At 59.6% G+C, this 13,579-nt stretch carries 13 protein-coding genes; 7 read left to right on the forward strand and 6 right to left on the reverse strand.

Annotated elements, in window-relative coordinates:
• From PMI29_RS32560 to PMI29_RS17740, 4 genes are all read left to right on the forward strand, one after another.
• Positions 1-184, forward strand: a 184-nt coding sequence (locus PMI29_RS32560) for a hypothetical protein (RefSeq protein WP_238541651.1), incomplete at its 5' end; no start/stop codon positions are given.
• Positions 139-798 carry a paraquat-inducible protein A gene (locus PMI29_RS17750; protein ID WP_007997010.1) on the forward strand — a complete coding sequence of 220 codons (660 nt, stop codon included), beginning with the start codon at positions 139-141 and terminating at the stop codon, positions 796-798. The genes PMI29_RS32560 and PMI29_RS17750, both read left to right, overlap by 46 nt.
• Complete coding sequence (locus tag PMI29_RS17745) at positions 785-1,408, forward strand: paraquat-inducible protein A (protein WP_007997011.1); 624 nt, start codon at positions 785-787, stop codon at positions 1,406-1,408. Before PMI29_RS17750 ends, PMI29_RS17745 begins: the two co-directional genes overlap by 14 nt.
• Entirely contained in the window at positions 1,401-3,704 is a 2,304-nt protein-coding gene (locus tag PMI29_RS17740) for a PqiB family protein (protein WP_007997013.1), read from the forward strand. Before PMI29_RS17745 ends, PMI29_RS17740 begins: the two co-directional genes overlap by 8 nt.
• A gap of 219 nt (positions 3,705-3,923) precedes the next feature.
• On the opposite strand, the gene mksF is transcribed toward PMI29_RS17740, so the two are convergent.
• The 3 genes from mksF to mksB are packed head-to-tail and all read right to left on the reverse strand — an operon-like array spanning position 3,924 to position 8,729.
• Positions 3,924-6,764 carry an Mks condensin complex protein MksF gene (gene mksF, locus PMI29_RS17735; RefSeq protein WP_007997014.1) on the reverse strand — a complete coding sequence of 947 codons (2,841 nt, stop codon included), beginning with the start codon at positions 6,762-6,764 and terminating at the stop codon, positions 3,924-3,926.
• Complete coding sequence (mksE, locus tag PMI29_RS17730; protein ID WP_007997015.1) at positions 6,761-7,462, reverse strand: Mks condensin complex protein MksE; 702 nt, start codon at positions 7,460-7,462, stop codon at positions 6,761-6,763. The genes mksF and mksE overlap by 4 nt, the downstream gene beginning before the upstream one ends.
• Positions 7,452-8,729 carry an Mks condensin complex protein MksB gene (gene mksB / locus PMI29_RS17725; RefSeq protein ID WP_007997016.1) on the reverse strand — a complete coding sequence of 426 codons (1,278 nt, stop codon included), beginning with the start codon at positions 8,727-8,729 and terminating at the stop codon, positions 7,452-7,454. The genes mksE and mksB overlap by 11 nt, the downstream gene beginning before the upstream one ends.
• Before the next feature lie 236 nt (positions 8,730-8,965).
• Between mksB and PMI29_RS17720 the strand changes: the two genes are divergently transcribed.
• Together PMI29_RS17720 and rimI are read left to right on the forward strand one after the other, a co-directional pair.
• A complete protein-coding gene (locus tag PMI29_RS17720; RefSeq protein ID WP_007997018.1) occupies positions 8,966-9,712 on the forward strand; it encodes a hypothetical protein in 747 nt (248 codons plus the stop codon).
• Positions 9,705-10,157 carry a ribosomal protein S18-alanine N-acetyltransferase gene (gene rimI, locus PMI29_RS17715; RefSeq protein WP_007997020.1) on the forward strand — a complete coding sequence of 151 codons (453 nt, stop codon included), beginning with the start codon at positions 9,705-9,707 and terminating at the stop codon, positions 10,155-10,157. Before PMI29_RS17720 ends, rimI begins: the two co-directional genes overlap by 8 nt.
• Before the next feature lie 120 nt (positions 10,158-10,277).
• Here the strand turns inward: rimI and PMI29_RS17710 are convergent, their stop codons facing one another.
• A complete protein-coding gene (locus tag PMI29_RS17710; protein WP_007997021.1) occupies positions 10,278-10,682 on the reverse strand; it encodes a hypothetical protein in 405 nt (134 codons plus the stop codon).
• A 169-nt stretch (positions 10,683-10,851) separates the two neighbouring features.
• Between PMI29_RS17710 and can the strand changes: the two genes are divergently transcribed.
• Positions 10,852-11,496: a carbonate dehydratase gene (gene can, locus PMI29_RS17705; RefSeq protein WP_007978048.1), complete on the forward strand. Its 645-nt coding sequence runs from the start codon at positions 10,852-10,854 to the stop codon at positions 11,494-11,496.
• Positions 11,497-11,502: 6 nt separating this feature from the next.
• Here the strand turns inward: can and PMI29_RS17700 are convergent, their stop codons facing one another.
• Both PMI29_RS17700 and PMI29_RS17695 read right to left on the reverse strand, forming a co-directional pair.
• Complete coding sequence (locus PMI29_RS17700; protein WP_007997023.1) at positions 11,503-12,027, reverse strand: SET domain-containing protein-lysine N-methyltransferase; 525 nt, start codon at positions 12,025-12,027, stop codon at positions 11,503-11,505.
• Positions 12,028-12,171: 144 nt separating this feature from the next.
• A complete protein-coding gene (locus PMI29_RS17695; RefSeq protein WP_007997026.1) occupies positions 12,172-13,344 on the reverse strand; it encodes a hypothetical protein in 1,173 nt (390 codons plus the stop codon).
• Positions 13,345-13,579: the final 235 nt, after the last annotated feature.

The following is a 13,579-nucleotide window of genomic DNA, read 5'->3' on the forward strand; positions in this document are numbered from 1 at the left end:
CGAAACCCCAATTGCGAAAGCAGTTGGGGTTTTGTTTTTGCGCGTGAAAAAAACAGGACTGGTTGTTGCACATTTCGCACAGTTATTTTCAGTCCATGGCACTAGAATAGGCCCAACTTTTTCAGAATCAGAGCCTTTATGCCGGATCCGGTTGACGCCCAAGGGCTGTCAGAATTACCGCTAGACCATCTGGTTGCCTGTCATGAGTGCGACCTGCTGATGCGTAAGCCAGAACTCGCCCACGGCGAAAAAGCCCTGTGCCCGCGCTGCGGCTACGAGCTTTATGCCCATCGCTACAACGTCGTACAGCGCAGCCTTGCCTTGGTCATTGCCGCCTTGATGTTGTTTATTCCGGCGAACTTTTTACCCATCATGCAACTCAATCTGCTCGGGCAATCTTCGCAAGACACTGTCTGGAGCGGTGTTGTCGCCCTTTTTGATACAGGCATGCAAAGCGTTTCAGTGGTCGTGTTCCTGTGCAGCATGGGGATCCCGCTGCTCAAGCTACTGTGCCAACTGGCCGTATTGTTGAGTATCCGTTTTGATATCGGACGCAGCTACGGCTTGTTGCTCTATCGCATTTATCACCATATACGCGAATGGGGGATGCTCGAGGTTTACTTCATGGGCGTGTTGGTGGCGATCGTCAAGCTGGCAGATATGGCAGCAATCACCGTAGGCCTCGGCCTGGCGTGCTTCATTGGTTTGTTGCTGATTCAAGTCTGGCTGGAGGTCGTGATGTCGCCTCACCAGATCTGGCAAGCATTATCAGGAGAGGATGCCCATGCGGGCGATTGATGCGGGCATTCTGATTTGCAAGGAATGTCATGAATTGAACAGGCAGGAAGCTGATACCGATGAGCAAGTCTGTACACGCTGCGGAGCGTTGGTGCATGCCCGCAGCCCGAATAGCCTGGTGCGCACTTGGGCATTGCTGATTACAGCCGCCATTCTTTACATACCGGCCAATTTGTTGCCGATCATGACCGTGAACTCCTTGGGCAAAGGTGCGCCCAGCACGATCATGGCCGGTGTGATCGAGTTGATGCACTACGGAATGTTCCCCATTGCGGCCGTGGTGTTTATCGCCAGTATCGTGGTGCCCACGTTCAAGCTGGTGGGCATCGCACTGCTGCTGTTTTCCGTGCAGCGCCGTCAGCCCCTTTCGGCTCGCCAGCGTATCTGGATGTACCGTTTCATTGAATTCATCGGCCGCTGGTCGATGCTCGATATCTTTGTGATCGCCATCCTCGTGGCGGTCGTGAATTTTGGGCGGCTTGCCAGCATCGAAGCCAATCTTGGCGCCATCGCTTTCGCCACGGTGGTGATTCTGACGATGCTTGCCGCAGTAACTTTCGATCCCCGACTGATTTGGGATAACACGGAGTCGGACGACGACCATGACTGATTTGCCTGTAGCGAAAACCCGACCGGCCTCGAACTGGTCTGCCATTTGGGTGTTGCCCCTGATCGCCTTGATCATCGGTGGCTGGCTCGGCTGGCGTGCCTATAACGAGACCGGAATCGAGATTCAGGTGCGTTTTGAGAGTGGCGAAGGCATTCAGGTCAACAAGACCGAAGTCGTCTATAAAGGCATGCCGGTTGGCAAGGTCAAAAGCCTGAAGCTCGATGACGAGGGCAGTTCCAAAGGTGTGATCGCCAGCATCGAAATGAACAAGGATGTGGAGCAATACCTGCGAACCAGCACGCGTTTCTGGCTTGTGAAGCCGAGCGTGACTCTGGCTGGTATTACTGGCCTCGAGACGCTGGTTTCGGGCAACTACGTTGCGATCAGTCCGGGTGAGGGTGAACCGGTTCGCAAGTTCAAGGCCCTGGCTCAGGAGCCACCGCTCTCCGATGCCCAGCCGGGTCTGCACCTGACCATCAAGGCCGATCGCCTGGGTTCGCTGAACCGTGGCAGTCCGGTGTTCTACAAACAGATCAAGGTGGGCCAGATCAAGAGCTACGTGCTGTCCGAGGACCAGAGCACCGTCGAACTCAAGGTCTTCATTGAGCCGACTTACGCCAAACTGGTGCGCAAACACACACGTTTCTGGAACGCCAGCGGCATCAGCATCGATGCCAATCTGTCGGGCGTGAAAGTTCGCAGCGAGTCGTTGGCCAGCATCGTCGCCGGTGGTATTGCATTCGCTACGCCTGAAAACCGCAAGGACAGCCCGCCTACCGACCCAAGCCTGCCGTTCAGACTCTACGAAGACTTCGATGCAGCGGCGGCGGGTATCCGGGTCAAGGTCAAACTCAGCGACTTCGAAGGCTTGCAGGCCGGTCGTACGCCGGTGATGTACAAAGGCATTCAGGTCGGCAATCTCAAGGCGCTTAAGGTCGATCCTGACCTGTCCGGGGCCACCGCCGAATTGACGATGGACCCATTGGCCGAGGATTACCTGGTCGAAGGCACCCAATTCTGGGTGGTCAAACCGTCGATTTCTCTTGCGGGGATTACCGGCCTCGAGGCGTTGGTCAAAGGCAACTACATCGCTGTGCGACCTGGCGACAAGGGTTCGGCACCACAACGGGAGTTTGTGGCACGAGCCAAGGCGCCGCCGCTGGATCTGCGTGCACCGGGTCTGCACCTGGTGTTGTTCACGGAAAATCTCGGCTCGCTGGAAGTCGGCAGCCCGGTTCTCTACAAGCAGGTTAAAGTCGGCTCCGTGCAGAGCTATCAGTTCTCACGCACCAGGAAACAACTGATCATTGGTGTGCACATCGAGAAGGAATACGAAGGCCTGGTCAACGCCTCGACGCGCTTCTGGAACGCCAGTGGCATCACCCTCACGGGCGGGCTGACCGGTGGGGTCCAGGTTAAAAGCGAGTCGTTGCAGAGCTTGATGGCCGGCGGCATTGCCTTCGAGACCCCACGAGACAAAGCCCCGTTGCAAAAGCGTGTTCCACGTTTCCGTCTGTTCGCGAACCATGAAGAGGCCACGCAGAAAGGCGAAGTCATCACGATCAAGCTTGATCGCGCTGATGGCTTGCGTACCGGCACTCCGATTCGTTTCAAGGGGCTGGATGTCGGCAAGGTGGAAGACGTTGATCTCAGCGAGGATCTGCAATCGGTGCTGCTGACCGCGCGGATTACCGAAGTACCGGAGCGCATCGCCCGGGTCGGTAGTCAGTTCTGGGTGGTCAAGCCTGAACTGGGCCTGATCAAGACGTCCAACCTCGAAACCCTGGTAACCGGGCAATACATCGAGGTGCAGCCGGCGCCGAAGAATCTGGGACCGCAGAAGAACTTTGTCGCTTTGACCACTGTGCCGGAAACGGCCAAGCAGGAAGCGGGATTGAGTCTGGTGCTGAGCGCCGCTCGTCGTGGTTCGCTGAAGGCCGGCGTGCCGGTGACGTATCGCGAAATTACAGTGGGCAAGGTGACTGGCTATGAACTGGGGCAGACCGCTGATCGCGTGCTTATCCATATCCTGATCGAGCCGAAGTACGCGCCACTGGTGCGCAGCGGTACACGGTTCTGGAACACCAGCGGTTTCGACTTCGATGTCGGCCTGTTCAAAGGCGCAACGGTGCGTACTGAATCCCTGGAAACGATGATTCAGGGCGGTGTCGCCTTCGCCACGCCGGACGGCGAGCGCATGGGCAGCCCGGCGCAACCGGAGCAGACGTTCGCGCTGTTCGACAAGTTTGAAGAGGAATGGCTGGGTTGGGCGCCGAAGATTTCGCTGGGTAAATAGTCTGAGGGTTATGTGGCGTCAGTGATGACGCCTTCGCGGGCAAGCCCGCTCCCACAGGAAACTGCGTTGTACACATAATCTATGATCAACCAGTAACCCTGTGGGAGCGGGCTTGCCCGCGAAGAGGCCCTGAAGTTCACTGCAAGGCTAAATGACACACCTATGAAAAAGGCCGCGATCCATTGGATCGCGGCCTTTTTACTGCCTTCGATTCAAACGTCAGACCGCATCCAGCTCCGGTTCATCCGCTTGTTCGTTGACCGTTGCCTTGACCTGGTCGTGACGACGGATGTACTTCCAGTCCGCCTCGTCGATGTAGATACCGGCCGGGCCGCTGCCGCCTTCCAGGTCGATGGCGACACTGGCGCAGACCTGCGGCTTAACGCTCGCCAGAATCGGCACGAAGCCCAGTTGCAGGCTGGTTTCCAGCAAGGCGGCCTGGTTTTTCTCGTCGATGTCCGCGGCCTCGTCGAGGTAGTACGGCAGGCGCACGCGACCGGCCTGGTCACGGTCCATCAAGTGCAGCAACAAGTACATGTTGGTCAGTGCCTTGATGGTCATGGTGGTGCCGTTGGAGGCGGCGCCGTCGATGTCGGTGTGAATCACCGGCTGGCCATTGACCTTGGTGATCTCGAACGCCAGTTCGAACAAGTCCTTGAGGCCGAGCTGATTGTGGTTGGCCGCCACCAGCCGTGCCAGGTATTCCTTGGCCTCTTCGTTCTTGTTGTCCTGCTCGGCGCTTTGACTGAGGTCGAACACCGACAGGGTTTCGCCTTCCTCGTACTGACCGGCGCTGTGGATGATCTGGTCGATGTGCTTGAGCGCTTCCTTGTTCGGCGCGAGCACGATGCGGAAGCTTTGCAGGTTGGAGACCTGACGTTTGTTGATCTCGCGGTTGAACAGCGCCAGTTGGTGTTCGAGGCTGTCGTAGTCGCTGCGGATGTTGCGCAGGGTCCGGGCGATGTCCGTCACGGCGGCACGGCGAGCCTTGCCCAGGGTCAGGGCTTCGTCAGTGCGGTGCTCATAGGCGTTGATCAACAGTTGCAGGCGACGCTCCATATCGTCTTCGCTGTCGAACTTGGCCACGCCTTTGAGGCGCACCTGAGCGTACAGCGCTTCGATCTGGCCGTCGGCCCGCAGCAGGCCTTGCCAGCTGTCCTGGTAGTCATTGAGTAGCGGCAGCAGGTTGTCCATGGAATCGTCGACCGGGTCCATGAACGGCGTGCCGAAGGGCAGGTCCGCCGGCAGCAGCTGACGGCGGCGCAGGGCGTCGTCGAGGGTGCGTTGCTTGGCTTCCATGTCGCCGATCTGCCGGCCGACCAGTTGCAGCTTGGCCGACAGTTGCTGGACGCGCTCGGTGAAGGCGTCGCTGGAACGCTTCAATTCGTCTTGGGCGGCTTCCATCTGCGCCAGTTGTTCCAGCTTGTCGCCTTCCTCGGCGCTCAGGGTTTGCGCGCGGCGGAAATCTTCCAGGGCTTTCTGCGCATCCAGCACTTGCTGGTACAGGGCTTCGGTCTGGGTCTTGCTCGCGGCGCGGTCGGCAGCCACCGCTTGCTGGGTTTTCAGTTGCTTGAGTTCTTTTTCCAAGCGTTCCTTCTGGTCGCGCAATGCAGCGCGATCAGCCAGGGCCTGCAATGCCGGCGGTTCGATGTGCGAGATGTCGATGGACAGGCCCGGCACTTCGAAGCGCTCACCTTTGAAACCGCCGAGGATCAGCTCTACGGATTTGACCCACTCGCCGTCGTCGTCAAGGGTGATGCCGTGCTCACCCAGCGGCAGGCTGAACAGTGCGCTGTTGAACAGACGCATCAGGCGTTCGACGTCTTGCTGCGAGAATTCTTCGCGTAGACGGGCGTAGCTGTTGTTATCGGCGTGATCGAGTTGCTGCTTGACCGACTTCAGGCGTTTTTCCAGGTCACGCAAACGCTCGTCCAGGTCTTCGGCGCTGAACTGGCGGGATTGTGCGAGCGCACCTGCCAGTTCATCGTGAGCGTCCTTGGCGGCCAGCAGTTGCTGCTCCAGCACCTTGACGTCATCGATCAGGGCAAAGCGATGCTTGAGCACCGACAATTCGCCGAGCCAGCGTTGGATGCCGGTGATTTCCCGCTCCAGGCGCATCAGTTCCTGAGTGCCGCCGCGCTGATCGTTTTGCAGGGCGTCCTGCTCGTTGCGGTAGTGCTCGGCCTGAATGGTCAGCTCTTCCTTGCGTGCACTGGCGTAGTCCGACCAGGTGCCGAGCAAGGAGTCGAGCAGCGGCGAGATCCGGTGCAGCTTGCCGCGCAGGATGTCGCGTTGCTTCACGCCATTGGCCAGGGCTTCGACCAGCGGGCCGGCGGCGACCAGAGAGTTGTAGTCCTGCTCCATGCGGCGTACATCGCGGAACGCTTCTTCGCACGCGGCGATGTAGTCGACGCTGCCGGACCGCAGGCTGTGTTCGAAGGCATCGAGGAACAGTTGCTTGAGCTTGGCTGCGGTGATTTCGCGCATGTGCAGCAGGTTGATGAACAGCGCGCGGAAGGTCTTCAGGCTCTGCTCGCTGGTGGAGCGCAATGGAATCAGCGTCAGGTCCAGTGGAATCGAAGTGTGGCCACCGACCAGCAAACGGCGTAGTTCGTCCGGCTTGAGTTCGTAGGCTTTCAGGCCTTCGCGTTCAAGGTTGGTGAACAGTTCTTTCTGGCGCAGGCAGGTGTCGTTCTTCTGGTAGTGGGCCAGGTCCAGTTTGCCGGCATAGGCAAAGAACTGGTGACCAAAACCGCCGCCCGGGCCGCGGCCGACCACACCGATCACGTGCGGACCGTGGGGCAGGTTCACTTCCACCAGGATGTAACTGGTGTCCGAGGCGAAGTAGAAGCGTCGGGATTGTTCCAGGCTGTACTTGCCGAAGCTCATGTCGGACATGCGCGCCAGGATCGGGAACTGCAGGGCGTTGATCGAGGCGGATTTACCGAGGTTGTTCGCGCCGTACACCGACAGTGGTTCTTCCAGCGGGAACAGGCCGAGGCTGTAGCCGGCGGTATTCAAAAGGGCAAAGCGGCGGATGCCGTAACGTTCCTTGCTCATGCGTCGAGCTCCTGTTCTTCGGCGATGGCGCGGGCCAGGGCGTCTTCTTCGCTTTCATCTTCAAACTCCGCGAGGTCGAGCGGGTCGTCGGTCTGCAGCAGTTTTTCGTCGCTGTCTTCGTCGATCAGCACCGGCACCGGCAACGGCAGCACGCTGTGCAGGCTGGCAGCCAGATCGCGGTCCTGCTGCACCGACAGGCAGACATCGAGGAAGCGGTGCATCGGCGGCAGGAAACGGTAGATGCCGTTTTCTTCGCTGGCAAAGCCGAGTTGGGTCATGCGGCGCATGATCTTTTCTTCCAGCTCGTCCTGGGTCTGCACTTCGGCCTGGATGAACAGATCGCGGTACTTTTCCAGCAACGACGGCAGCTCATCGCGGCCGAGGCTGCCGCCATCGAGCACGGAGATTGGGTCGCGGCCCTGGTCGGCCAGGTGCTCGACGAGGATGAAGGTAAACAGCGCCAAGCGCTGGGCAGTCTTGTTCACCGCCGCCGCCGCGAGGTCCGGCACGAAGTAGTAGAAGCCACGGGTGTCGCAGACCAGTTCAAAGCCCAGGGCCTTGAACAGCGTGCGGTACTGGTCCTGGAAGTTCGACAACTGTGCGTACAGCTCCGGATCGCGGCGGCTGACGTGGTAACCCTTGAACAGTTCGCGAAAGATCGGTGCCAGCTGGGACAGTTCGGATAGATCAAGATGCATAAGGAGTGCTCGCAGAATTCTCGGTGGCGTCATCGCTGACCGAGAGCAGGGCGAAGGAGCGCAGGCTGACCTGGTGCTCGTGAGTATGGTATTCGCGACGTTCCAGACGCTCGCGCTTGAAGCGTTTTTCCCGCGACAGGCGCGAGAACCAGTACAGCAATTCGTCGGTGGCGCCGTCCGGTTCCTGCTCCAGCAGCCAGGTCATCAGGTCCGGCATCGGCAGGGCGTCTTCGCAACGTTCGAGCATTTCCCGAACCGTGCGAGGTGCGCGCGGGGCTTCGCCTTTCTGGGTCTTGTGCGCTTTGGGGAAGCGTGCAGGTTTCGGTTCGAAACGGGCCAGGGCATAGACGTAGGCTTCGACCTGGCTGGCGCTGCCGAGGAAGGTACTCTGCGGGCGGGTGAACATCGGCATGGCCGCTTGTGGCACGGCGTCGATGCCTTTGCGGCGGATCATCGACAGGGCCAATGCGGCGCCACGGGTCACGGCGTTGTGGCGACGGGCTTCTTCACGCAGCGGCAACAGCAGTTCGCGGGCATGACGCAGGGTCAGTTGAGCGCTGGTCTGCATTTCGAGGATGCGCGCGTGGGTGCGCAGCAGCATGTCGTCGTCGACCAGGTGGCCGAGGCGTTGCTGTTCGCTGAGCATCTTCAACAGGACGGTTTCGACCTTGCGCACGCCTTGTTCGAAGGCGCCATCGGCGTTCACCAGATCAATCATCGGCTCGACGTATTCGTCCCAGGTCGCCAGCACTTCAGCGTAACGCTGGCGCAACGGAATCTGCCGGTCGCTGGTTTTCGCCCGTTCGGCGACGGCCACCAGTGCCTGTTCGTCGTTATCGAGTTTTTTCAGCACGTCACGCACGCGCATGTCGAGCAGGCGCAATTGGCGGGCCAGATCATTGCCGTCGCGGATGTCGAACGCGTCCTGGATATAACCGGCCAGACGCTCGAGGTGGCGCAGGTAGGCTTCGATTTCCAGGCACAGGCCCAGGCGGTGTTCGCGGCGCAGGTAGGCGAGGAAGTCGTGAATCTGCGCATTGAGCTCGAAACGGTTCGGGCTTTTGGCCACGGGAACCAGGATGTCGAGGCGAATCCACACATCCAGCAGGCTGGTGATGTCCTGCGGCGTACTGTCGAGTTGCTGGGCGGCCAGTTGCGTGCGCAGTTCGTTCAGGCTCAGTGTGCCTTGGTCGAAGTGCTCGCACAGTGGCTCCAGAAGTGCCCAGTGTTCAGCGAGGGCGCGCAAGACGCGCTTGGGTTCGATCATCGGAATGGCCGGCTGGTTGGCGATTAAAAGCCGCGATTGTACTGCATCGTGGGCAATGCGATTCACTCTCGGGACGGGCTGTCGCCATTTTTCATAGGTGGAAAGACTATCGGTAAAGTCTATCGATCAACAGCGCGCGATCTTCAGCGAACGGCGGTAGAATCAGCGCACTTTAGTTATCCACAAGTGGCCGACCTTTGCTTATCGAGTCCCGTCGTCGCGCTTATCTGGCCGCCATGCAGGTGGTCAACTGGCTGCCGCGCACCGAATTGCCCTTTGCCGCGCCGTCGCGGCCCGAGCTGCTGGAGATCCCCGAGCCAGTTGTGGTCGCGCCTGTCGTGCCCGCTGTTGTGGCTGAGACGCCCGTAGCGCCTGTGGCCAAGCCGGTCGAGCGGGTGAAGATCGAGGTGCCACGGCCATCGCTGGCAAGCACGCGCACCGGTGCCAAACCGGTGGAAGAGGCCGAAGAGGCGCCGGTCGTGGTCAAGGCGCCGATCGTGCCGCCCCCGCGTTTCGCCCTGCAATTGCTGCGGGCCGGGCGTTGCCTGCTGCTGGTGGAGTTACCCACAGGCGAACCCTTCCAGACCCGTGATCCTGCTTACCTGCTGCTCAAGGACATGTTGCGCGCCGCCGGTCTGCCGGACAGCCCGCAGATCGTCGGCGAACCGGTACGCTGGCCGTTGCTGGTGCGTGGCACTATGGATCAAGGCCCGGAAGCGGCCCGCGACTTCGTGCAAGGTTTTCTCTCGGTGCGGATGGAAGAAACGCCATGCGCCTGCTTGTGGCTGATCGGCCTGCCCGCCGTGCGATTTGCCGGCGAAGCGGATGCCGAGGCGTTCAATCGCGAGTTGCAGATCGAAGGCCTGGGCCCGGCCTGGGCGGTGCCGGGCCTGGAATTATTAATGGAAGAGCCACAGCGTAAGGCTGATGTCTGGCAAGCCATGCGTCGGCTGATGGCGCGCTGGAAAGAATCGAATGAGTGACGCTGTATCGTTTCGCCCGATGACCGAGGCGGACCTGGAAACTGTACTGAAAATCGAATACGCGGCCTACAGCCATCCCTGGACCCGCGGGATTTTCCTTGATGGCCTGGGCAAGTACCAGATCTGGCTGATGTTCGAAGGTCAGCAACAGGTAGGCCACGGTGTGGTGCAGATCATCCTCGACGAGGCGCACCTGTTGAACATTACGGTCAAGCCGGAAAACCAGGGTCGTGGCCTGGGGCTGACATTGCTTGAGCATTTGATGTCGATTGCCTACAAGGCGGACGCCCGGGAGTGTTTCCTGGAAGTGCGCGACAGCAATACCGCAGCGTTCAGGCTGTATGAGCGTTACGGCTTCAACGAGATCGGCCGGCGTCGGGATTACTACCCGGCGGTGGGCGGGCGCGAAGATGCGGTGGTCATGGCCTGCACTTTGGTGGATTGAGCTTAAAAGCTTCGTCGGATCGCCTTCGCGAGCAAGTCCGCTCCCACAGGAGATTTATGCCGTACATAAAACCTGTGGGAGCGAGCTTGCTCGCGATGAGGGCCTGACAGACACCAAAGATCAGCGCTTGCCATCCATCGGATCGCGCAGCGCCAGTTCCGCCTCATCCAGGCCTTTGCCACCGCCAATTTCGTCCTCGTCGACGATGCTCAGGTCCCAATCCGCACGACTATCATTGCCCGCCTCATGGGCATCCCGGGCGCCGTCTTCACGGATCAGGGTTTCCGGGCTCAGGTCATCGTCGGTAGGTTGATCGTCATCGGTCGAGGCACCGGTCAGGCCCGCTTCACGTACGCGCTGGCGTGGCATCAGTTGCTCGCGCTCCTTTTCCAGCCGTTCGTCACCGATTCTGGCGCTGGGATCTTCTTCGTCGAAATCCAGCTCACGCACCGAGCCCATGCGGTCTTCGTCGTCATCGATGGGTTCCGGTTGCTCCGCATCGTACGGACGTCGTGAATCATTCATGGTAATTCCTCATACTGTAGGCCCTACTACGGTTGACCCGCGTGGCTACCGAGAATTCCACCGGCATGGAGCCCCGTGTTCCGGATCAGGAGAGTATCTGCATTTTCGCGCGTGACCCCGACGGACGGTTGTCAGTCAAAGCTGCGCATCATTCTTGAGGCTTCAAAGCATGAACGAATTACAAGATCTGATTGATAACAACGAGCGTTGGGCCGCTGCGATCAAGGAGGAAGATCCTGACTTCTTCGCCAAGCTGGCTCGCCAACAGACTCCGGAGTTCCTGTGGATCGGCTGTTCCGATGCCCGGGTGCCGGCCAACGAGATCGTCGGCATGTTGCCGGGCGATCTGTTCGTACACCGTAATGTGGCCAACGTCGTGCTGCACACCGACCTTAACTGCCTGTCGGTGATTCAGTACGCGGTCGATGTACTCAAGGTCAAACACATTCTGGTTACCGGCCACTATGGCTGCGGCGGTGTGCGCGCCTCGATGCAGGATCGCCAGTTTGGCCTGATCGACGGCTGGCTGCGCTCGATTCGCGACCTGTATTACGAAAAACGCGAAGAACTCGCCAAACTGGCCACCGAAGAAGAACGAGTCGACCGTCTCTGCGAGCTCAACGTGATCCAGCAAGTGGCCAACGTCGGGCACACCAGTATTGTGCAAAACGCCTGGCACCGCGGGCAGAGCCTGTCGATCCACGGCTGCATCTACGGCATCAAGGACGGTCGCTGGAAAAGCCTGAATGCCACCATCAGTGGTTTCGAGCAGTTGCCGCCGCAGTACCGCCTGCGTCCGTTCGAACCCCTGTAAAGCCCTTCAGCGCAGACTTTGCCGACGCCACTGTTGCAAAAACAGCTGGCCGTCGGCGTTTGGCGATTCATCGTAGCCGGTGATCCAGCCCCGGCAGTTGTATGAACCGCAGCGGCAGGCGAACTGGCGCAGCAGTTTGTCTTCCGTGGCGGCGTAATCCATCGACAGCCAGTCGCCCTTTTGTATGTCTTTCAACGCCCACAACCACAGTTCACTCATGTCCAGAAAGACATTCGGGTCGCAGGAGTGTCGCAGCAGCCCACAGAAACGCGGGTCGTAGACATGCACACCGGGCGCCAGTTGCCGTGTATGCCGGCAGCGATAGGGCAGCAAATGCCCCGATACCCGGCAGATTCGGCTGATACGGGGGAATTCGCGTAGCGCCACGGCGGCCTTGGCCGTGCCTTTGTCGTTGGTGAGGATTTCAAAATCGTCCAGAGACGGAAATCCGAGGTGAAGGGGCAATGCCACAAAAGGGTAAACACCCTGCGGCGGTGGTGCGAGAGACTTGCGCAGCGCATTGGCTTTCATAACGATCCTTGTCGGCTGGGTGCTGCGACTTCCATCGGCTGACGATCCTGTCAGCGCCGCAGCACATGGGTACGGCCCAAGCCTCTCGCAGATATCGCGGGCGGTCTACTGTCATAACTGACAGGTTGACTGCCAATGGTCGGTTTACAGCGGTGGAGTGGGCAGGGCAGTGGCTGGCGCTGGGGCCTTGAGCTGTTTGAGCTGCAACTGGATCGCTGCCGTCGAGCATTTGGCCGCCGCCTGTCCCGGCGTCAGGTTGCGAATCGAGGTGTAGAACAGCGCACAGGTTTTATCTTTCTCGGCCACTTGCCAGGTTTGCGTGCAGGTTTTCAGCTCGACATCGGCATTGCTGTCCGGTTGGCGGCCCATGGAGGCCTGCCAGCACGCAGCACTCAAATCCTGGCCCATGACTTTCAGGCCCGCCGCATCGGCCTTGGCCTTGGCATCGTTGCCGGAATAGTTCGCCGGGTCGGCGGCGTACCAGATGTAGCTCGGGTGATTGGAACCCAGCACCCGCACCGTTACCCCTTCACTCGGACTGATCGTCGCCAGGCCCAGCACGTTTACGGTCGCCCCGTATTGTTGCTTGATCCAGTTACGCACCGGTGCGCCGAAGGCGACCATCGGCAATGCTTCACCGCTGGCGTTCAGGCTGACATTCCTGACCATGGTGGTCTGGTAGTCGTTGAAGTAGCTGTAGACGCCCTCCAGGTCCTTGCCTGCGTTGGATGGGGCGGCGATAGGGGCGATGTCGACAATCGTCTGAAAACCTGGCGTCTGCTCGGGCGGGATGCCATTGGTGGTGAGCAGCGTGGCCCAACGATCCGTGGTGGCAGACTTCAGATAATCCTGGGCCTGAGTCAACGAATAGTCGGGCGGGAAGTGCAGCAACTCGACACTTTTGCGGTTCTCCAGGGCCATGCCCAGCGGCAGGAACAGATACCAGCTATATGCCCACTTGCCGTCGGCATTCAGTTTGCTGGCGCCGTTATAGGCCAGGTCACCGGCATCGAGCAGCGCAGCCAAAGGTTTTTCATAGCCGTTGGGCACGCCGATAATTTCTGCGTAGAGCTGACCATTGTCGGTTTTGACCAGAACCTTAGCGTCGCCGTAGCCATCGCGTTGCACACTCTGGGTCAGGTAATGCTCTACGGTTTGCTCAAGCGTCCAGTTGCGAAAGCAGATCACGTTGCAATTGTTGGGGTAGGCGAAGAGGCGGGTTACGCGTTCGGTAGTGCCCAGTTTCAGGGCGACATCGGCGTGGGCAGCGGCACTCAGGGTGAGGGCCGCGAGGGTGAGTCCTGCGAGTTTTAGCATGCTCAGATCCTTTTCAGCGTGGGTTCCCGGTAGCGTGGGTGCTACATACTGAAACCGCTGGTGGCACATTTCAAATGTGGGAGCGGGCTTGCTCGCGAATGCATTGGATCAATCGACCTTCACGTTGATTGACACGCCGCCTTCGCGAGCAAGCCCGCTCCCACATGTATTTTCGTAGGTTGTAAATTCAGGCTATGGCATCACCGGCGGCGTATAGGCCAGCGTCGTCCCCAAC

Origin of the sequence: Pseudomonas sp. GM49 (genome assembly GCF_000282355.1) — a bacterium.
Classification (GTDB): Bacteria; Pseudomonadota; Gammaproteobacteria; order Pseudomonadales; family Pseudomonadaceae; genus Aquipseudomonas.